This is a genomic window from Alkalihalobacillus sp. BA299 (assembly GCF_017745675.1).
Lineage (GTDB): Bacteria > Bacillota > Bacilli > Bacillales > Bacillaceae_F > Alkalihalobacterium.
The window spans coordinates 104996-123903 of sequence record NZ_JAFLJM010000002.1 but is presented as its reverse complement, the minus strand read 5'-3'; the positions used below and the strand labels follow the sequence as shown (position 1 = coordinate 123903).

The following is an 18908-nucleotide window of genomic DNA, read 5'->3' as shown; positions in this document are numbered from 1 at the left end:
GTGGATTATTAAAGTAGTATTAATTTACGCTTTATTCATAGCCCGCCAATCTTTTTGGTGGGTTATTTGTTATTGAAAAGAAAAATAGGAGGTTTTGTGATGTCAGTTGAATTAAAAAAGGAATTATTAGAAACACATATTCGTGCCATTTTAGAGCTTATTGGTGAAGATACAAAACGTGAGGGATTATTGGATACACCAAAGCGTGTTGCAAAAATGTATGGAGAAGTATTTGAAGGGGTAGGAATCGATCCAGAAACTGCTCTAACAACTACGTTTGAAGAAGATTATGAAGGTATGGTTGTTGTAAAGGATATATCTTACTATACATTTTGCGAACACCATTTAATCCCGTTTTTTGGAAAAGCACATATCGGCTATATTCCCAATGGTAGAGTAGTAGGTTTAAGTAAATTTGCTCGTTTAGTAGAACTTGCTTCAAAAAGACCACAAGTTCAAGAGAGGATGACACAACAGGTTGCTGACGCTGTCATGAATGTATTGCAACCAGAAGGTGTGATTGTAAGCGTTGAAGGCCAGCATCTATGCATGTGTGCAAGAGGGGTGAAAAAACCAGGAAGTTCAACGGTAACAACGATAAAAAAAGGCGTATTTAAAGAGAATGTCGCATTGGCAGAAGAATTTGAAAGAGCTCTTTTAAGAGATTGATAGGGGGTATCATCTAATGCTTTACCTTTCAAGAAAAATGTACTTTTCAGCATTACACTCTTATCGTATCGACGAGTGGAGTGAAGAAGAAAATAAAAAGGTATTTGGTCCTTGTAGTAATAAAAATGGACATGGACATGATTATACCTTAGAGGTAATGGTAAAAGGGGAGCTAGAACGTAAATCTGGTATTGTCGTAAACATTACAAATATCGATCGAGTTGTAAAATCTTTCATTCAAAAACAATTAGATGGGAAATTTTTAAATAAAGAAAATCCTTATTTTGTAGACAACATCCCGACGACGGAAAAAATTGTTTCGTACTTGTGGGACTCTTTGGACGGCAAAATAGATAATTGTACATTGCATAAAATTCGTTTATATGAAAATGATTTCTTATATTCTGAAAAGGAGACTACACCAATGGTTCGATTAACAAGAAAATATCACTTTTGCACTGCCCACCGCTTACACAGTGAACACCTGAGCAATGAGGAAAACCTTGCACTATTCGGAAAATGTAACAACCCCTATGGTCATGGTCATAACTATTATTTAGAAGTAACTGTTAGTGGAGTACCTGACCCAGTAACGGGTATGATCGCTAATATTGCTGAGATTGACAAAATTGTGGATGAAGAAATATCGCAAAGGTTTGACCACAAACATTTAAATTTAGATACTGAGGAATTTAAAGATTTAAATCCAACATCAGAAAACGTGGCTGTCGTGATTTGGGACCTGCTTTCTCCGAAGCTGACAAACCTCTTTAAAATTGGACTATATGAAACTGAAAAAAATTATTTTGAATATTACGGATCAGAAGTGGAGGAGAGTTATGGAAAATAATCTGCAGCTAGCAGGTAAAACGATTGTGATTACAGGTTCTAGTAAAGGGATTGGTGAAGCAACTGCTAAATTATTACAAAAAACAGGAGCAAATCTTGTATTAGGCAGCCGCAGCAACAGAGAAGAGCGAAAAGAAAATACTTTGAAATTACCTTTAGATGTAAGTAATGAAGAGTCAGTTCAATTTTTTTATAAACGTGCTATTGAAGAATTTCAAACGGTTGATGTTTTGATCAATGGTGCAGGTGTAGGGACGTTTGCAAGTATCATAGATTCTTCAACTGCCGATTTCGATAAAATGATCTCGGTGAACCTGCGTGGTACATACCTTTCCTGTAAATATTTTGGTAAACATATGGCTGAGCGCAAATCCGGGCATATTTTAAATTTAGTGTCAATAGCAGGAATTACAGCTTTACCAGGGTGCGGAGGGTATTCATCGTCTAAATTTGGAGTATTAGGCTTAACAAAGGTACTTCAAGCCGAACTTCGTCAAAACGGTATTCAAGTAACAGCTATTCTTCCAGGTGCAGTCAGCAGTAGCTTTTGGGAGAATATTGACCCTAAACCAGACATGTCAAACATGATCCCAACAGAGACGATTGCCAAGCATTTGCTTTACTTAATTAATCAACCGGCAGGGGCTCATATTGATGAAGTTACAATTATGCCACCTTTAGGAATCCTATAAAAAGGAGGGGCATTCGTTGAGGCGGTTTTTAGAAAAAGTATTTAAAGGTTCAACTACAGATTACCAAAGTGATTTTCCGTCTCTCCCTTCGGATTTAACATTTTCAGAATGTGACCTTAGAACTAAACGAGGTTATTTAGCTAGGAAAATTAGTCAGTATCTAGATCTAAATGTAGAAGAAGGGGATAAACTTTTTTATCAATCTTTAAGAACATTCTCATTATTGAATTCAAATACAAACCAATCTAATGAGTTAATCCTTCAATTAAGTGAACAATTGTTGGAATGGCACGAACAAAAACAAGATATTCCACAAAAAATAAAGGGTTTGGCAGTAAGAAATGATATCCAAAATGCAATGTTAAAAGCATACGATATGCATAAACAAGACATATTTTCAAATTCCTTGCCCCAATTAAACCAAGAGGACGTAGTTTCATTCGCACAAGAAGATAATAGTGAATGGGAGGTCTATCGGGACGTCATTTTCGCAGCTACACAAGGGCAGTTTTTACTTATTTCACAAGACGAGATAAAAGACTATCAAATAGGGAATGTCATTTGCGAAGGAACGATAAAAGAACGTTCTGATATACCGATACGACGGAACGAGGCAAAAGAAAGTCTTGAACGACTTGGGATTAGTAAAGCCAAATCTATGAGTTGGCTATTGGTATTGTCCGAAGCAATTACAAACACAATAAAACATGCTGAAGAGGGGAAAATGACTGTAGTAGAAGACTTAAAGAAAAGTGAAATTCGATTTGTTATTGAAGATAAAGGACCAGGCTTTCCACTTAAGGATTTACCCAAAACAACTCTTCTAGCAGGGTATTCATCTAAAAAATCATTGGGGCAAGGTTTTACATTGATGATGAAAATGGCTAAACAAGTATTATTATACACATCATCAAGCGGATCAATCCTTATTCTGTCTTTTGATTTGAATAAGGAAGGAGGAAATAATAATGAATAATAGTTATAAAATGATTATCGACCAGACAATTAAAATGGCTCAGTTGAGTAGTGGTTTTTGGGAACGATGGTTAGTTCATGGGGTAGATGAAGATGATTTATTAACAAAGTGTCCCGAAATAAAGAGTTTAAATGATTGGATTTCTACTTGGATTGAATGTGCTGAAGAAAAAAAGAGAATTGCCTTGACACTAGAAAATCGAGGATTTCTTAAAGAGGCAGAGTATATGTACAGGAATTCGTCTTTGTATTATAACTTAGCTCAGTGGATTTATCCTGAATCGATAAATGAAAAAAGAAAATGGTTTAAAGAGTGTAAGGATATATTTCTATATGCAGATTCTTTATCTTCGGTTGAAACAAAGTATGCAGCATTACAGATAGATCAACATATTTGCGTAGGGAGAATACGTATTCCTCGTAATATAAAAGGATGTGTAATCATCTTTAATCCAATTGATTCATCCAAAGAAGAACTCTTTACTTATGAATCTGATTTTATTGAGGCTGGTTATGCTACTGTTAGTTTCGATGGTCCGGGCCAAGGTGAAACCTATGTATCTGGTTATGGTAAAGCCGCACTAGAACAAATAAAACGATTTGCGGATAAAGTAATTGCTTATACTGTTAAGCTTTTTCCCAAAAATCCTATTTATACTTTCGGTATAAGTTCAGGTGGTGCTTGGTCAGTATATGCTAGTTGCCATCATAAAGTTAAAAAATCAGTAGCAGTTAGTCCTGGATTTCCCTTTGGAACATTGCACTTTTCAACTTATTTTAGCGGTCGGCTTTATTCTTTCATTGAAGATGACGGTGTACCTGATTTTAATAAGCTTACTTTCTGCAATCCAGTCTATTTATTTCATGGCTTACAAGACCGAATGATTCCAGAACAAGCGATGTATTCACTTTATAAAAAATTACCAAATAACAGTCAACTCTTTGAATACGAGGGGGAAAAGCATTGTTGCAATAATAGACTAGGAGATATTCGGAAAAATTCTATTCAATGGTTTGAACAATCAATTATGGAAAGGGAAATACAATATGAAAGATAAAAAGCTGTCCCTACGCAAACAATTCCTTAAACGGATGTTTTCGATATTAATTGTTATTGCCTTATTCTCAGGTGGGTTGCAATTATACTTAATGAATCAGGAAATTAACCGTAACGTAGAAAATCAGGCAACATTAATTGCTCAAACTATACAACAAGGGATTTCAGAAACAGAAGAAGCTACAAAAGAAATTGAACACCAATTGAATTTAAAAATGATCGGATATTCTAAGCACATAGCAGAACTGCTAAAAGGATATACAATTGATGAAATTACTAATGAAAAGTTAATTGAAATTCGCGACCAATTTGAATTAGCCGGTCTAACTATCTTTGCAAGGACAGAAGACGGCAGCAATATAGTTGGGGTTCGAGCAACGGAGCCAGAGGAAATAGGGTTTAGTTTTAAAGACTTTGGGCATTTACAACTTCATGAAGATATGTTGAATGGAAAAGAACCTTATTTAGAAGGAGCTTATACCGAAGAGAACATTCTCGCGTTACCTATTGCTCAATCAGGTTCTCACAAAGATGAACCAGTTTTTTTTAAGTATGTATATTATCATCCCCCTGGTACAAACTATATTATTGACCCTTACATTGAAGCTAACGAAGTTTACCAATTCACTAAAAAAGTAGGAACGGATGCTTGGATAGATAAAATCTATGATCAAAATCCTTATGTAGAAGAAATTGCTGTTTTAAATCCCCTAGTTTTTAAAGATCCTAGTTTAGAAGTAAAACTTTATCCACCAAAGAAAAAAGTAGAATTCGGAGACTATGAATACAAAGATGAACGGGATACAAAAGAATTACTCAGTATGATCGAAGAACCAAAACAGATTAACTACGTTCATAAAGTTAAGGATAAGAAAATCTACAAAATGTTTTTACCTGTAAATGATGAACGTGTGATTTACATTGCTTTGGACTATGAGATGATGAGTGGCCCACTCTATAGTTTTTCAATCATTCTAATAGTTTCAGGTTTAGGTTCATTATTAGTTTTATTCTTTCTAACAGCCCGTTTCTTTAATCGAATCTACGAAAACATTCAGAAAATTATTGATCAGATAAAATTACTAGAGTCTGGGGACCTAACTACAAAAAGTGAAATTAAAGATAGTAATGAGTTAGAAAATTTATCTCAAAGCACGAATCGAATGGTAGATAAATTAAATAAGCTTGTAAAGGATACTCAGGAGCAAGCAACTAAAACTCAACGGCTTTCTGTAATATTAGAAGCTGAAGCCTCTCACTCTGTTGAAAAAATGTATGAGGTATCAACTGAAACAACAATCAAATCTAGAGAACAGTTACTTGAAATTACTACTTTTTTAGATGAATTAGAAGAAGTATTACAACAATATAAAGAAAATAATAATGTTTTTTCAGTAATTGAAAAAGTCGAAGTCATGAGACAATTAACAAATGAACAAACAGCAGCTACCACAGAAATGACAATAACATTATCTGATTTACTTAAATCTTTACATGACCAGTCTAGTGAACTGTCTGATATATCCAATACATTAATTGAACAAATGAACGAATTTAAACTATAAAGGTGGGAAAGTCATGAATTTAACTGTGGAAAAAGAAATACTAGATACGACAGTTATATTGAAGCTCAAGGGGATCTTAGATATTTCTACTACAAACAATATTGACCCTTATCTTGAAGATATTGAATTTTTTAAATTATTAATTTTTGATTTTAGTGAATTAGAGTTTATTGACTCTACAGGGATTGGTTCCATAATGAATGCCATTCATTTATCACAGGAAAAAGGTTTTAAATTGAAACTTCAAGGAATTAATGAGTTAACCCACCAAGTTTTTGAAATGATTGGAATTTACCAGATTCTTGAGGTGGTACAAGGGGAGGTCGTTTGATGTATTATGATGGATTATCTATTTCCGATATAAAACAAAACTCTGAGGAATTAGATAAAACGTTGCAACGAGAAATAAATCTAGCCAAAAATATCCAATCGAAATTATTAAATGGGACAACTCCAAAATTGGATAAAGGGGAAGTTATTGGTTCTTCTCTTCCAGCCAGGTTAATTGGAGGGGATTATTACGACTTTTACCCTTTAGTCAACGGAAAGATTCGTATTGTGATCGGAGATGTTATGGGAAAAGGGATCCCTGCAGCAATGTTGATGATTTTGACAAGAGGTGCTTTTCGGACAGCCGCTGAGAGTATGACGAGTCCTGGAGCCACTCTTACGGCAATGAATCAAGCATTATATAAAGATTTAAGAACATTAAAGTCTTTTGTTACATTATTTTGTGCGGATTGGGATCCTGAAACTGAAGTTCTAACTTATGCGAATGCTGGCCATAACATGCCTTTATATATTAATGGAAAAGACCGAATGGTTAAAGAGCTGCCAAAAGTTTCAGGCATAATGGTTGGAGGTCTCCCGAATCAGGTTTATAAAGAAGGGATGATTACTTTAAGTAACAATGATACGGTGTTTTTCTATACAGATGGGATTATAGAGGCGCAAAACAACGATGGGGAACAATATCAATTAGAGCGATTAATGAAAACTTTAGTTGAAAATCAAGACAGCGCTGTAGGAGAAATTGAGAAAAGTGTCATCGATTCGGTTCATACTTTTACAGATGGAGCCGCACAAAAAGATGATATTACAATGGTTGTACTGAAGTTGATTTGCGAAAAGTCAAATATCACAAGCTTAAATTCACCAGTTATAAGTGATTAGGTGGGGGGAAGTATGCAAAGTATTGTTTCCAAAGGAAAGAATATTACTGAGGCGATTAATTTAGGACTAGATTTATTAGAAGCAACGAAAAAAGAAGTAAACATTGAAATCCTACAATATGAAAAGAAAGGTTTTCTAGGCATTCGTTCTAAGGAAGCGATTGTCAAGTTAACGAAAATTGAAAAAGCTTCTTCTACCGATGCGTCCAGCGGATCGGAAAAGCCTAGCGGACCACGCGATCCATTTGCCGTTCTTGAAGAAATGGTCGAACAAATTCCCAGTCCTAACTTAGAAAAAATAGAACCGTCGTTAATTGATGAAGGACAAAATAAGGATCGAGATGAGCATGATATTTCTCAAGACCGTTTAGGAGAAGTATGGGTTGAAAACGGGAAGCTATATTGCCGCTCTTCTCCGGATCACTTTCCAATGGTTACCCTAACTAAGGGGATAAAACTGTATAAAAATCACCAGTTAGTTACGGAGAAAACGACGATTATCACAGAAAACGACCATTATGAAATGAAAGTCGAACACGAAGAAAAAGGAACCAAATGGCACACTTCGATCGATGATCATAAATTAAAAGTGCAATTAAGTGTTGAACCAGGCTATAAGATCCTTCGCAGCATCCCAGATATTGAACCTGCACAGCACATTCAAATCGAAGTAGAGGAAAAGAAAGAGGTTCACAATAGCTTAACCTATGGAACGATAGTCGAGAAATTAAGAGCGCTACGAGTCATCCATGGCTTTAACCATAATGAAATGGTGAAGGCTTCCGAAGCTACAGAACCAGGGACATATGAAATTGCGACAGGTAAAGAGCCTAAGCCTGGGAGAGATGGGTGGGTTGAACCAAAAATGGATCTAGAGGAAAAAGTAGGTCCTGTAGAAGATGAAGATGGTAGTGTAGACTATCACGAAATCCGCTCGATCCCTACGGTTGAAAGTGGACAAGTGATCGCTATCATTCATCCGCCTATACCGGGCGAATGTGGTTATACAGTAACGAATGAAACTATTCCAGCAAAACAAACATTTCCGGTTGCGCTAAAAGTAGGGCGCGGGATTTCTATTTTAGATGATAAAATTATTGCGCTGGAAGCGGGACGTCCAAAAATTGAGATGAGAGGATATTTTGTCAAAGCTGCTATTATGCCAAAGCATATGCACTATGGAGATGTGAATTTAACTTCTGGTAACATTCATTTCTCTGGAGACGTTGAAATCGTAGGCAATATTGATGAAAGTATGATTGTAGAAGCGAAAGAAGGAGATATTATCGTCCATAAAGAAATTAATAGAGCGACGGTAATTGCCTCAGGTGCAATAATAACTTATGGAAATATAGTAGGATCAGAAGTTTCAGCAGGGAAAAGTAATCTACTCGTAACCGAACTAGGACATTTATTAGGAATTTTACACCAAAATGTAGAGAAAATGCTTATGTTGATTCAACAATTAACCTGCTCTCCTGCCTTTAAAGATACCGACTTTTCAAGGGGTGGATTAAAACCATTACTTTCAATTTTATTAGAGAAAAAGTTTCAAAATTTTGCATCTATGGCGAAACAATATGTTTCTGTTGTAAGAAATGGAGAAGATCATTTACCTGACGATGAATGGAGAGAAGTGGCAGTTGCTTTATCACAGCTGTTCTTATCGTTAACTAATGAGGTGATAACTCAAGAACGAATGCTTCAATTATCACAAAAAATGAAAGAGTTGCACGAATTGAGTCAAATTCCAGTTGAGCCGAATTCCTATCTATCCATACCAAGTGTTTCTAACAGCCGCCTGTATTGTAGTGGTAACGTCAGAATTACAGGTAAAGGGTGTGTTAATACTAAAATTCACGCTGGGGGATTTCTAAAGATTAATGGGATCATTCGTGGCGGAGAGGTGTACGGAAGATTAGGAGTTGATATTATGGAAGCTGGCTCTGAGATTGGCACGCCTACTTTGGTCGCTGCTCCGAGCGACCAGCAAATAAAAATCGTAAAAGCGATGGAAGGAACTACTATTAAAATAGGGAATGTGAGATATAATTTTAAAGAGACAGCCTATCGCGTGCTTGCGCGTCTCGATCAAGATGAACGAATCGTATTTGATTAAGGTTCTGGGGGGAATTAGATGATTAGTTATCAGCTTAATGAAATCAATCAAGGTCTTGAAGTCAAATTAACAGGTGACTTAGATATAGATAGTACAGAGGTTATGGAATTAGAACTAATTCCGAAATTGGAACAATATAGTATAGTTAGTTTAAATTTAAGTAGTGTTCCATTTATAGATTCGTCTGGGATTGGACTGTTGCTAAACACTGTCAAAGCGTTACAAGAAAAAGAAATACAAGTTACCATTACAGAGGTAAAAACGGAGGTCATGGATGTTTTTGATATGATCCAATTACCCGAAATCCTCGGAGAGAGTGTGTTTCGGTAGTCTATAAAAGGCTCGTAAAAACCTCTAACAACTAATTCAGGCTCAATTTTGGTTGGGCCTATTTATGATTAATTGTTGAAATTTTTGAGGTACCGATTGAATTTTGGATATATTGGTCAAATTGTAGATATATCAGTCTAACTGAAAATATATCGGTTCTAATTCTGGATATATCGGTCTAACTGAAAATATATCGGTTCTAACTCTGGATATATCAGTCTTACACTCCAAATATTTTGTCCGAGTTGTACTTCATAGTTTTACTAGAGATATGCCGGGTGGCGTTTAGAAAAATTGGTAAACAGAAAAGGCCCTTCGTGCAGGAAATTAGACTAGATTGTCGAATTCTATAGGGCGCAGGTTGCTGCTTTTATGAAAAAATGATTCCTTTTACATATACAATAATTACATAAAGTGAGGTCATGGTTTTGAGTAAAATTGCAATCGTCACAGACAGTACAGCCTATTTGCCTGAAGCATTACGCGAACAGAAGCACATCAAAATGGTTCCGTTAAATGTGGTTTTTGGAGAAGAATCGATTCAAGAAGAGGTAGAGATTACAGCGAGTCAGTTTTACGAAAGAATGAAATCAACAGAGAACTTGCCGAAGACGTCTCAGCCAGCGATTGGGCTGTTTGCCGAGCTGTTTGAACAGTTAAAGCGAGATGGCTATAGTGCCGCTATTTGTATTACATTATCGAGCGAGATTAGCGGAACATACCAGTCGGCGATGAGTGCTGCCGAAATGGTAGAAGACTTTATAGTAAAGGGCTTTGATTCAAAAATTAGCTGCTCTCCGCAAGGGTACTTTGTTCTTAAAGCTGCTGAACTCGCAAACGAAGGAAAAAATATTGATGAACTCCTTGCTGTTCTTGAAAATATGAGAGGGCAAATTAATGCCTATTTTATGGTGGACGACTTAAATCATCTTCATCGTGGTGGCCGGTTAAACACCGCACAGCTTTTTGTCGGAAGCATACTGAAAATCAAGCCTGTCCTTTATTTTGTGGATGGAAAAATTCAGCCGTTTGAAAAGGTTCGTACCGAGAAAAAAGCACTACAAAGAATTTACAGTTTATTGAATGATGAAATCGCTGGAAACAGTTCGGTTCAAATCACGGTCATCCATGCGAACCGTTTAAATGAAGCAGAGAAGATCGCTGACGAACTACGGTCAAAATACCGTGAAGCTGACATTTCGATCAGCTACTTCGGCCCAGTGATTGGAACGCATTTAGGCGAGGGAAGCCTCGGTATTAGCTGGTACATCGGAAAAGAATAATGGAAAGAAAGCAGCTGGACACGAGTGGGAGTGTTCGGCTGTTTTTTTGTGGGTAGGAAATGATTAAGGTAACTAAAAGGTTACGTGGGCAAGAGACTAAAAAACGTCGAAGTATGTCTGATAATGACGAGAAATCTTTAAATGACCTAAAGTTAAAAATAAAAGCTAAAAAGTTAAAAATAAAAGTCATGAACTTGAAAATAAAACAGCAAAAGTTGAAAAAAACCCTACCAAACTATATATTTTGCTTATTTATGCTCATCCAATGTAGGAGAAAATGCTCAAAATAGCAAAAGGTAGCTGCTAAAATTTAAGTAATTTTCACTAAAAAGTCAAAAAAAATGTCTAAACATCTGTCGTAGAATGTCGATATATTAAAGGTATCATACGATAAGGGCAAAATCATTGAAAAATGATGACGCAAAACTACAGGGGCTTCATTGGAATGCAGTGCATTTCAATATGCCAGCCAGCTACCGAAGAATAAGATCGTCCTCCGTATGATGGAATTTAAAGTAGTGGAGGTAGGAAAGTGTATTTAACACCTGAGGAAGTTCAAAGAAGAAAAAAACGAAAACAATTAATGGTGAATTTTGTTGTCATTCCAGTCGTGGCGATATTAGTAGGGGCTGTAGTTGCCATATTAGGATCTAATCTCTAATCACCATCAAAACTTTCGCGTTAAAAGAATGCGGAAGTTTTTTTAATCTTCAATTTGACAGCCACACAGCTCCAAATCGCATCGCAATTTTAATTTAAGATTTTTTTTATTTTTAAAGGAATTTACGCCCAAATGGCTAATTTAGATATAGTGTGTGTAAATTGAATAAAGGTGGTGAACCGTTTTGCGCTTTGCAATTGTAGCGTCTGCAAGGGGAGAATACCTCGTGCCTGAACCGCTGTTAAAAAACGTCGTCTACTCGTCAGTGGTAATACCGCCAACCTCGATTGGAAATCTTCCTTCTTTACCCTCGCTCCCTCTAAACGCTCAGTTTCCTTTTTCTTCTTCAATGCAATCCTTTTTATCTGGACGCGAACTTCTTCTTGATGAACTTCCTTTTACCCTCCAAGACATCGATGAACATTACCGCAATGGATACATCGAATATACCTATGGAATTAAATTTAGCTCAGATCGGCCGGCATGTGCCCGCTGTGGGAATGAGGAAAACGATCGGTTTGCTTCCTTTATGTGCGCAAGGTGCATTCAACTGTGCAGCTACTGCCGTAAGTGCATTATGTTAGGGCGAGTTTCACAGTGTACGCCGCTTGTCCGCTGGATTGGACCTTTACCTACGTATGAAGTGAAGGAGCCCGTACTTGCTTGGAACGGTGAATTATCGCCAGAGCAGTCCGTTGCATCAGAAAAATTGGTGGACGCGATTGCTGGAAAGACACCTTTTCTTATATGGGCCGTCTGGATAGCTGGAAATGAATACGCTGAAAAATCTAGAAGTTCCATTCAATTTGTAAGTTCTCTCCATTTACCGTAATATGATCAATTAATTTTTGAATAATTGCCTGTTTCTCATCAAACTCAGCATCTTTTAAGTCTATAGCGTATCGTTCCAGGAGTTTGGTTGAAATATTTATATTTGACTGATCCTCTTGCTTTCTTTGAGCTTCTAATAAGGATTTCTTTTCTTCATCCAATTTTTTTATTTGTTTATTCAATAATGACTTTTCAATGGATCCATCCGCATATAAAGCAATTACACGTTCTATTTTTTCGTCCACTTTTTTTATTGAGTTTGAATAGTTGATTTTTTTGATTTCTTTATCATTATGTTTTTTATTTGTAGAAATCATTTTAATTTCATTAATAATCTTTCTTTCAAGATCTGGAAGGCTCCATGTTTTATTCATGCATTTCTTTTCATATTCAGAAGGGAAGCGGCGAGCTCTACAAATGTAATATTTATATTTATAAACCTTATCGCCTCGTCTGTCAGTACTTTGATATGTTACATAAGGTTCACCACAGATACCACAATGAACTAAACCTGAAAATAAACTCATTTTTGCTTTATGCGCATTATGTCCCTTATGTCTATTTAAAAGTACCTGCACTCGGTTAAATTGTTCTTCAGTTATAATTGCTTCATGTTGACCCTTGTAATGCTCTCCAGCAAAGCTTACTTCGCCAATATAAAGACGATTAGATAAAATATCTCTATATCGTCTAAAACGCCACACAGGCTCGCCTAGTTCTTTTAAATGCGTTTGTACTTTTGTAATGGAGTGATATTGTTCATAAAGGTTAAATACCAGTTGAATGTGTTGGGCTTCTTCCTGGTTAATAACTAATTCACCATCTTTACGTATATAACCACCTGGGTCATAATTCCCTCCCATTCCTCTTAAACCTTCTTCTGCTCTTTTTATATGACCCATTCTCATGCGTTCTGCGATGGTCTCACGCTCTAATTGGGCGAATACTGATAAAATACCTATCATTGCTTTTCCAAACGGTGTAGACGTATCAAGCGTTTCTGTAATAGATACAAAATCAACATCGTTTTTCAAGAAATGCTCTTCAATTAACGTCAAGGTATCTCGTTGTGATCTAGATAGACGATCTAGCTTATAAACAACAACCGCATCAATTTGATTTAGGTCGTTTAATAATTGGTGGAGAGCAGGGCGATCTATAGAAGCTCCTGAGTAACCTCCATCAATATAAGTCTCATAAATAATCCATCCTTTAGACTTACAAAAGGCCTCAAGACGTTCTCTTTGCGACTCAATGCTGTAATTCTCAACTTGTTCAGCTGTGGATACGCGAATATAAATAGCAGCTTTCATATTTTCACCTCTTTATAAGAATGTATGTTTGGTATTTTTACTAAAAAAAATATCACCCTTTAAATGGGCAACTTCATTTGGAATTCCAAAAATTTTAGCTATGTCATAAATGGATAGGTTTGTATGAGAATACTCAAGTAAAATTTCGTTAGGTAGTAATAATTCAACCGCAAAAGTATTTGCTTCCACTTCAATTTTATCTACAGAAAGCAATGTATTTGCTCGTAAAAAAGGAGTATTGACCTTTAGGTGTAATAAAGAATGACCTAGTTCATGAGCGCAAACAAAACGCTGCATTTCATTACTAAGATTACAGTTATAAAATATATATTTATTTCTCCTGTCATATTTATAAAAACCATTTATTTCTTCATGTAAATCCCATGGTATTACATGAATTTTTAACAAAGATGCGAGTTCTAAAGGATCATTGGTTTTGTATTTTTTTACTACGTCTTTTACTACATTCTTAATCCATTTCAATGAGTCCACCTCACATCTTTAATTATCGTCTCTATATTTTTTAGGAATATATTTTTTATTAATTCTTTGGGTTTGTCTCACAGCATATTCCATTGCTTCCAAAAGTGACTCTTTCGCTTCTTCACTCATGGGTTCGCCAGAGAAACTAAGACCATCCCCTTTTTCTAAATCCTTTCTAAGTTGTTCCATTCGTTTAGCAATATCAAGTTCGTCTTTAGTATTTAACTTCGCTTGATCATTCTCATTTTCTTCGTCAATATATCCTGCTTTAGTAAGTAATTCTTCATATGGATACTCATATGCTTTCGCTAAGCGTTTTAAAGTATCTGGAGAAGGATTAATTGGAGCTTTAGTATTATGACTAAATCCTTTTTCTAAATCAGATATATAGGTATGGCTTAAATCTGTTAATTTTGCTACATTGCGCAAAGAACGTTTCCCTCTAAGTTTTCTTAAAAGTTCACCTAATTCATTCATAAGAATTTCCCCTTGTAATCTTTATACTACATATTGTAAAGATTATTTTACATATAAAAAAGACAAATACTTAAAATAAATAGTAAATGATAGTTGACAATATGGTGACTTTAATTTACAATCAAAAATGTAAACAAGAGACACCGAACGAAAGGGGTGAAACGTAGTGGAAAATAAAATTAAATACTTACGACGTAGTGAAGAGTTTGATATTACTCAACAAGAATTAGCTGACGCCCTTGGTGTATCAAGACAGACTATTAATGCGATCGAAAAAGGAGCAAATACGTCAGCTGAACTTATGCTTAAGATCGCAAATTATTTTAATAAAGATCCAAGAGAAATTTTTTTTACACCAGGTGGTGTCTCTAGCTTACAAAACGATAAACAAAGTACTGCATAGCACTTTTTAGTTTTTACAAAGTTTTAGAAATGATGAGAGGAGGTCAAATTTTGCAACAACCATTTATTGAAATTACTGGGATCAAAGTTGGGGAACATTCAGTTCCTGTACCGCCTGGATTATCAGAGTTAATCCACAGAGCAAATGCATGGGTAGTTTTAGATAAAGAGCCAGAACACAAAGACTACCATCGAGAAGTTATTAAGAAGGATGGAAAGTTGATCACCATTTTAACTAAGAAAGAAAAGGTTAAAAAGGAGGCTTGATGATGGATCACTTAATAATTGGGCAGTAAGGAGGATGGAAATGCCACTAATACACTTTCCTGATGAAATTACAGACTTTATACAGCAAGGAGCCATATTCTACATTTCTCATTCTGGTGGAAAAGACTCACAGGCAATGTATGTAGAGCTAAAAAAAGTAATACCTTCTAAACAAATAGTTGTCGTTCACGCTGACTTAGGTGAGGTCGAATGGGAAGGTGTGCAGGAGCACATTAGAGCTAATACTCAACATCAGATGAATGTAGTTCAAGCAAGTAAGACTTTCTTGGGAATGGTTGAGAAAAGAGGTAAATGGCCTAGTGCAGCATATCGACAATGTACAAGTGATTTAAAACGCGGTCCTATCTTCAAGTTTATAAGGAATGATTTAAAAGAACGTAGGGCAACTATCGCTATCAATTGTATGGGATTAAGAGCACAAGAGTCATCGGCAAGAGCCAAGAAAGAACCTTTTTCTTATAACAAACAGGAGAGTGTAAACAAAAGAGTAACTAGGCATGTTTATAACTGGCTCCCGATATTTAATTTTACTACAGATGAAGTTTTTCAAACTATTAGAGAAGCTGGTGAGAAACCGTTTTGGGCTTACGAAAGGAATGAAAGATTGAGTTGTGTATTCTGCATCATGGGATGTGTCAATGATTTAAGGCATGGCGCCGAGCAAAGACCAGACCTGTATAAAAAATATGTAGAACTGGAAAAGAAAATTGGTCACACAATGTTTACGAAAGGGAAAGAACCAATTTATTTAGAGGAACATATAGGAATTAAAGTTACGGCATAATACTAACTTCCTCCCAAGAGGAACTTCTTTTTACCACTTTGGCGAAATTTAACGAACGAAAAACAGAATAAAAAACGAGGTGACTACATATGAACGTGACTCAACATGTATTACCAGAAGATTTGGAAATGGCAATTAAGCTGCATCATTGTTCAATCCACTGCCTCAAACGTGCATTTTCAGAGCTTGAATTCAACTCAGATTACAAAGAAGCACAAAGGTGGGTTAATGATTTTCAAAAATGTTATCGAGAACTAGAAGAGTTAAGTGAAAAGAAGCTGCAGCATGATAAATGGGAACGTCAGTTAATTAAAATCTCTGAAGATATGAAAATGAAAGGAATTGAAATTCAAATTATAAGGAGGAATAAATAATGTTCTTAAACTATGAAACAGCTACAAAAAAAGATTGGTTACGAGTTTTGTCCTGGGAAGCTCATTTAGTAATGGTCGCTGAGATGTATAAGGAAATAGGAAATGAAAAAGCAAGACGCGATGTATTACAGATAAAGAAAAGTGTCAGTATCCAAAGGAAAATTGTACAAGCAGTTTTAAAGGCAAATAAAAATGCCGTTTGCACTCCAATACAAACGGCATAACCCAGAATTGCGTAATCCATTTTTTATATTATCATGTTGATCTTAATCGTGCAAGAGTACTAAAACTCTTGCCGATGAGGCCACGACAACCTTTTGGCAAAAAGTGACCCCTAACACTTGTTGTTTACATTCCTTCTCTCCATTAGTCGTGGTCTGATCGGTGCGAGTTAGCACTAATACATAAAGAAAGGGGTGAGACGATGGAAGAACAAATTAATGAGCTGTGGCTACAAGGTGTAAAAATTGATGATATCGCTAAAGAGGTAGGTATTTCTCACAGTTATTTAAGACATAAAATTTCTCAGTATCGAGAAAAAGATCCAGAAAAATGGCCGCGACGCCGTAACAAACCGAAAAGGCCATTTCATATTTACGAATGTGAGGATTGTGTTTTAGTTTTTGCAGTCGAGCAAGCTTTTGAAACTCAAGAAGATGTTTGTTGCCCAGTATGTTGGAGTGATGAACAACTAAAAGATGTAGGTTCGGGAGTAATGTAAAAAGCCGCCTTTGGCAGAGGCGACTAGAATAAAAAACTTAATTCATCTTTATAGTATCACAAATTAAGCGGTTTAAAAATGGGAGGAGGAGTAATCTTGAACGCTACTGTGTTTAAAAGTACTCATGATATGACTCATGAAGAATGGCTGCAAGTCCGAACAAAAGGTATTGGAGGTTCTGATGCATCCATTATTGCAGGGATTAATAAATGGAAATCACCAATGGGCCTCTATTTAGAAAAGGTAGGCCAATCACCACTCGAAAGTACAGCTGGGGAAGCGGCATATTGGGGAAATACGCTAGAAGAGTTAGTTGCTCAAGAGTTTTCAAAAAGGACAGGCTTTAAGATCAGAAAACGCAACGCTATTCTTCAACATCCAGAGCATTCATTCATGTTGGCAAATGTAGATCGGTTAATTGTAGGCGTTAATGAAGGACTCGAATGTAAAACAGCTTCAGAATATTTAAAAAAAGAGTGGGAAAACGAAGAAATTCCTGCAGCATACTTACTTCAATGTCAACATTATATGGCGGTTACTGGATATCAAGCGTGGTGGATCGCTGTTTTAATTGGCGGAAATAAGTTCATTTACAAGAAGGTTGATCGAGATGAAGAATTAATTTCTTACCTCATCGATATCGAAAAAAACTTTTGGGAAAATCACGTAATGAAAGGTGTACCTCCAGAGATTGATGGTTCACAAGCTTCTAGTGATCTACTAAATGCATTATATCCAAATTCGTATGAGTCTGAGATTGAACTTCCTGAAGAAGTTTCAACCTACCTCGATGCATTAGAACAAGTAAATAGTGAACTTAAATCATTGGATGAACGCAAAAAAGAGTATGAAAACAAAATTAAACAGGTGATTGGTGACAATGAAAAAGGCTATTGGAAAGACAAAACAATTACTTGGAAAACCGTTAAAAGTACTCGTTTAGACAACAAGAAATTCAAAGAAGAGCAACCGGATTTATTCCAAAAATACGCGAAAGAAACATCATATCGACGATTTCAAATTAAATAGGAGGCTAAACCCATGGCAACCAATGAAACGATTAAAAATCAACTATCTAATAAAAAACAAGAGGTATCTCCAGCGCAAAGTATTTCAGCCTACTTAAAGAAACTAGGTCCAGAAATTCAAAAGGCCTTACCTAAACACATGGATGCTGATCGAATGGCGCGAATAGCTTTAACGACGATCCGCACCAACCCAAAATTACTTCAATGTGAACTACCAAGTTTAATGGGAGCTGTAATGCAAGCAGCGCAATTAGGATTAGAGCCGGGATTAGTTGGACATTGTTACATTATCCCTTATGGGAAAGAAGCTACATTCATTATTGGATATAAAGGCATGATTGACCTTGCTAGACGTAGTGGGAACATTGAAAGCATTTATGCTCATGTAGTCTATGAAAATGACGAATTTGAGTATGAACTAGGATTACAACCTAAGTTAGTTCATAAGCCAGCAACAAAGAACCGCGGAAAGATGATTTACGCTTACGCAGTTGCTCATTTTAAAGACGGTGGATATCAATTTGAAGTAATGGATATGGAGGAAATTGAAAAGCGTAGAGACCGTTCTAAGGCTTCTAAAAATGGTCCTTGGGTAACAGACTTTGAAGAAATGGCTAAGAAAACTGTTATTCGTCACATGTGGAAGTACCTACCGATCAGTGTTGAAATTCAACAGCAAGCAACCCAGGATGAAGTTGTTCGAAAAGATGTAACTGCAGAAGCTGAATCCGTTTATGACATTGTAGAAGTTGAACAACTAGAAGAAACCCCTATTAGTTAATGGAATATAAAATACCTATTCCAAACTGTTATTTAGGTCTTACAGCAGGCTATC

At 36.0% G+C, this 18908-nt stretch carries 24 protein-coding genes and 1 riboswitch; of the genes, 21 read left to right on the top strand and 3 right to left on the bottom strand.

Annotation, left to right across the window (positions count from 1 at the left end):
* Nucleotides 1–99 precede the first annotated feature (99 nt).
* The 13 genes from folE to J0N78_RS03090 all read left to right on the top strand — a co-directional run bounded on the left by folE (nt 100) and on the right by J0N78_RS03090 (nt 12204).
* A complete protein-coding gene (folE, locus tag J0N78_RS03145) occupies nt 100–669 on the top strand; it encodes a GTP cyclohydrolase I FolE (RefSeq protein ID WP_209121574.1) in 570 nt (189 codons plus the stop codon).
* A gap of 16 nt (nt 670–685) precedes the next feature.
* Nucleotides 686–1519, top strand: a complete 834-nt coding sequence (locus J0N78_RS03140; RefSeq protein WP_209121573.1) for a 6-carboxytetrahydropterin synthase — start codon at nt 686–688, stop codon at nt 1517–1519.
* Nucleotides 1509–2210, top strand: a complete 702-nt coding sequence (locus tag J0N78_RS03135) for an SDR family oxidoreductase (protein WP_209121572.1) — start codon at nt 1509–1511, stop codon at nt 2208–2210. Before J0N78_RS03140 ends, J0N78_RS03135 begins: the two co-directional genes overlap by 11 nt.
* Before the next feature lie 16 nt (nt 2211–2226).
* Entirely contained in the window at nt 2227–3186 is a 960-nt protein-coding gene (locus J0N78_RS03130) for an ATP-binding protein (RefSeq protein WP_209121571.1), read from the top strand.
* Nucleotides 3179–4243 (top strand): alpha/beta hydrolase family protein, encoded by a 1065-nt coding sequence (locus J0N78_RS03125; protein WP_209121570.1) that lies wholly within the window; start codon nt 3179–3181, stop codon nt 4241–4243. The genes J0N78_RS03130 and J0N78_RS03125 overlap by 8 nt, the downstream gene beginning before the upstream one ends.
* Complete coding sequence (locus J0N78_RS03120) at nt 4233–5807, top strand: methyl-accepting chemotaxis protein (RefSeq protein ID WP_209121569.1); 1575 nt, start codon at nt 4233–4235, stop codon at nt 5805–5807. The genes J0N78_RS03125 and J0N78_RS03120 overlap by 11 nt, the downstream gene beginning before the upstream one ends.
* Nucleotides 5808–5820: 13 nt before the next feature.
* A complete protein-coding gene (locus tag J0N78_RS03115; RefSeq protein WP_209121568.1) occupies nt 5821–6138 on the top strand; it encodes an STAS domain-containing protein in 318 nt (105 codons plus the stop codon).
* A complete protein-coding gene (locus J0N78_RS03110; protein ID WP_209121567.1) occupies nt 6138–6980 on the top strand; it encodes a PP2C family protein-serine/threonine phosphatase in 843 nt (280 codons plus the stop codon). The genes J0N78_RS03115 and J0N78_RS03110 overlap by 1 nt, the downstream gene beginning before the upstream one ends.
* A gap of 12 nt (nt 6981–6992) precedes the next feature.
* Nucleotides 6993–9098 carry a FapA family protein gene (locus J0N78_RS03105; protein WP_209121566.1) on the top strand — a complete coding sequence of 702 codons (2106 nt, stop codon included), beginning with the start codon at nt 6993–6995 and terminating at the stop codon, nt 9096–9098.
* Between the two features lie 18 nt (nt 9099–9116).
* Nucleotides 9117–9428, top strand: a complete 312-nt coding sequence (locus J0N78_RS03100; RefSeq protein ID WP_209121565.1) for an STAS domain-containing protein — start codon at nt 9117–9119, stop codon at nt 9426–9428.
* Between the two features lie 428 nt (nt 9429–9856).
* The gene (locus J0N78_RS03095; protein ID WP_247747092.1) at nt 9857–10711 is read left to right on the top strand and encodes a DegV family protein; all 855 of its coding nucleotides are present in this window, start codon (nt 9857–9859) and stop codon (nt 10709–10711) included.
* A 385-nt stretch (nt 10712–11096) separates the two neighbouring features.
* Nucleotides 11097–11192: riboswitch (cyclic di-GMP riboswitch) on the top strand.
* Between the two features lie 51 nt (nt 11193–11243).
* A complete protein-coding gene (locus J0N78_RS26075) occupies nt 11244–11372 on the top strand; it encodes a hypothetical protein (RefSeq protein ID WP_280637165.1) in 129 nt (42 codons plus the stop codon).
* Between the two features lie 226 nt (nt 11373–11598).
* Nucleotides 11599–12204, top strand: coding sequence for a hypothetical protein (locus J0N78_RS03090; protein WP_209121563.1), 606 nt, complete (start codon nt 11599–11601; stop codon nt 12202–12204).
* Here J0N78_RS03090 and J0N78_RS03085 read toward each other — a convergent pair.
* The 3 genes from J0N78_RS03085 to J0N78_RS03075 are packed head-to-tail and all read right to left on the bottom strand — an operon-like array spanning nt 12161 to nt 14476.
* Nucleotides 12161–13516, bottom strand: coding sequence for a recombinase family protein (locus J0N78_RS03085; protein ID WP_209121562.1), 1356 nt, complete (start codon nt 13514–13516; stop codon nt 12161–12163). The two genes, J0N78_RS03090 and J0N78_RS03085, sit on opposite strands and share 44 nt — an antisense overlap.
* Before the next feature lie 12 nt (nt 13517–13528).
* Entirely contained in the window at nt 13529–13990 is a 462-nt protein-coding gene (locus J0N78_RS03080) for an ImmA/IrrE family metallo-endopeptidase (RefSeq protein WP_209121806.1), read from the bottom strand.
* Between the two features lie 27 nt (nt 13991–14017).
* Entirely contained in the window at nt 14018–14476 is a 459-nt protein-coding gene (locus J0N78_RS03075) for a helix-turn-helix domain-containing protein (protein ID WP_209121561.1), read from the bottom strand.
* Nucleotides 14477–14642: 166 nt separating this feature from the next.
* On the opposite strand from J0N78_RS03075, the gene J0N78_RS03070 reads away from it, so the two are divergent.
* From J0N78_RS03070 to recT, 8 genes are all read left to right on the top strand, one after another.
* Complete coding sequence (locus J0N78_RS03070; RefSeq protein ID WP_209121560.1) at nt 14643–14879, top strand: helix-turn-helix transcriptional regulator; 237 nt, start codon at nt 14643–14645, stop codon at nt 14877–14879.
* A gap of 50 nt (nt 14880–14929) precedes the next feature.
* Complete coding sequence (locus J0N78_RS03065) at nt 14930–15145, top strand: hypothetical protein (RefSeq protein ID WP_209121559.1); 216 nt, start codon at nt 14930–14932, stop codon at nt 15143–15145.
* Between the two features lie 40 nt (nt 15146–15185).
* Nucleotides 15186–15950, top strand: coding sequence for a phosphoadenosine phosphosulfate reductase domain-containing protein (locus J0N78_RS03060; protein WP_209121558.1), 765 nt, complete (start codon nt 15186–15188; stop codon nt 15948–15950).
* Between the two features lie 89 nt (nt 15951–16039).
* Nucleotides 16040–16324: a hypothetical protein gene (locus J0N78_RS03055; protein WP_209121557.1), complete on the top strand. Its 285-nt coding sequence runs from the start codon at nt 16040–16042 to the stop codon at nt 16322–16324.
* Entirely contained in the window at nt 16324–16548 is a 225-nt protein-coding gene (locus J0N78_RS03050) for a hypothetical protein (protein ID WP_209121556.1), read from the top strand. The genes J0N78_RS03055 and J0N78_RS03050 overlap by 1 nt, the downstream gene beginning before the upstream one ends.
* Before the next feature lie 200 nt (nt 16549–16748).
* Nucleotides 16749–17045, top strand: a complete 297-nt coding sequence (locus J0N78_RS03045; RefSeq protein WP_209121555.1) for a helix-turn-helix domain-containing protein — start codon at nt 16749–16751, stop codon at nt 17043–17045.
* A gap of 96 nt (nt 17046–17141) precedes the next feature.
* Nucleotides 17142–18074, top strand: a complete 933-nt coding sequence (locus J0N78_RS03040; protein ID WP_374193853.1) for a YqaJ viral recombinase family nuclease — start codon at nt 17142–17144, stop codon at nt 18072–18074.
* A 12-nt stretch (nt 18075–18086) separates the two neighbouring features.
* The gene (recT, locus tag J0N78_RS03035) at nt 18087–18854 is read left to right on the top strand and encodes a recombination protein RecT (RefSeq protein ID WP_209121553.1); all 768 of its coding nucleotides are present in this window, start codon (nt 18087–18089) and stop codon (nt 18852–18854) included.
* The last annotated feature ends 54 nt before the right edge of the window (nt 18855–18908 follow it).

Bases quoted from the DNA above. Each gene is read 5' to 3' on its own strand.
- J0N78_RS03135 (WP_209121572.1), top strand. From the start codon at position 1,509: ATGGAAAATAATCTGCAGCTAGCAGGTAAAACGATTGTGATTACAGGT.
- J0N78_RS03105 (WP_209121566.1), top strand. From the start codon at position 6,993: ATGCAAAGTATTGTTTCCAAAGGAAAGAATATTACTGAGGCGATTAAT.
- J0N78_RS03060 (WP_209121558.1), top strand. From the start codon at position 15,186: ATGCCACTAATACACTTTCCTGATGAAATTACAGACTTTATACAGCAA.
- J0N78_RS03075 (WP_209121561.1), bottom strand. From the start codon at position 14,476: ATGAATGAATTAGGTGAACTTTTAAGAAAACTTAGAGGGAAACGTTCT.
- J0N78_RS03055 (WP_209121557.1), top strand. From the start codon at position 16,040: ATGAACGTGACTCAACATGTATTACCAGAAGATTTGGAAATGGCAATT.
- folE (WP_209121574.1), top strand. From the start codon at position 100: ATGTCAGTTGAATTAAAAAAGGAATTATTAGAAACACATATTCGTGCC.
- J0N78_RS03045 (WP_209121555.1), top strand. From the start codon at position 16,749: ATGGAAGAACAAATTAATGAGCTGTGGCTACAAGGTGTAAAAATTGAT.
- recT (WP_209121553.1), top strand. From the start codon at position 18,087: ATGGCAACCAATGAAACGATTAAAAATCAACTATCTAATAAAAAACAA.
- J0N78_RS03110 (WP_209121567.1), top strand. From the start codon at position 6,138: ATGTATTATGATGGATTATCTATTTCCGATATAAAACAAAACTCTGAG.
- J0N78_RS03120 (WP_209121569.1), top strand. From the start codon at position 4,233: ATGAAAGATAAAAAGCTGTCCCTACGCAAACAATTCCTTAAACGGATG.
- J0N78_RS03050 (WP_209121556.1), top strand. From the start codon at position 16,324: ATGTTCTTAAACTATGAAACAGCTACAAAAAAAGATTGGTTACGAGTT.
- J0N78_RS03125 (WP_209121570.1), top strand. From the start codon at position 3,179: ATGAATAATAGTTATAAAATGATTATCGACCAGACAATTAAAATGGCT.
- J0N78_RS03100 (WP_209121565.1), top strand. From the start codon at position 9,117: ATGATTAGTTATCAGCTTAATGAAATCAATCAAGGTCTTGAAGTCAAA.
- J0N78_RS03140 (WP_209121573.1), top strand. From the start codon at position 686: ATGCTTTACCTTTCAAGAAAAATGTACTTTTCAGCATTACACTCTTAT.
- J0N78_RS03115 (WP_209121568.1), top strand. From the start codon at position 5,821: ATGAATTTAACTGTGGAAAAAGAAATACTAGATACGACAGTTATATTG.
- J0N78_RS03085 (WP_209121562.1), bottom strand. From the start codon at position 13,516: ATGAAAGCTGCTATTTATATTCGCGTATCCACAGCTGAACAAGTTGAG.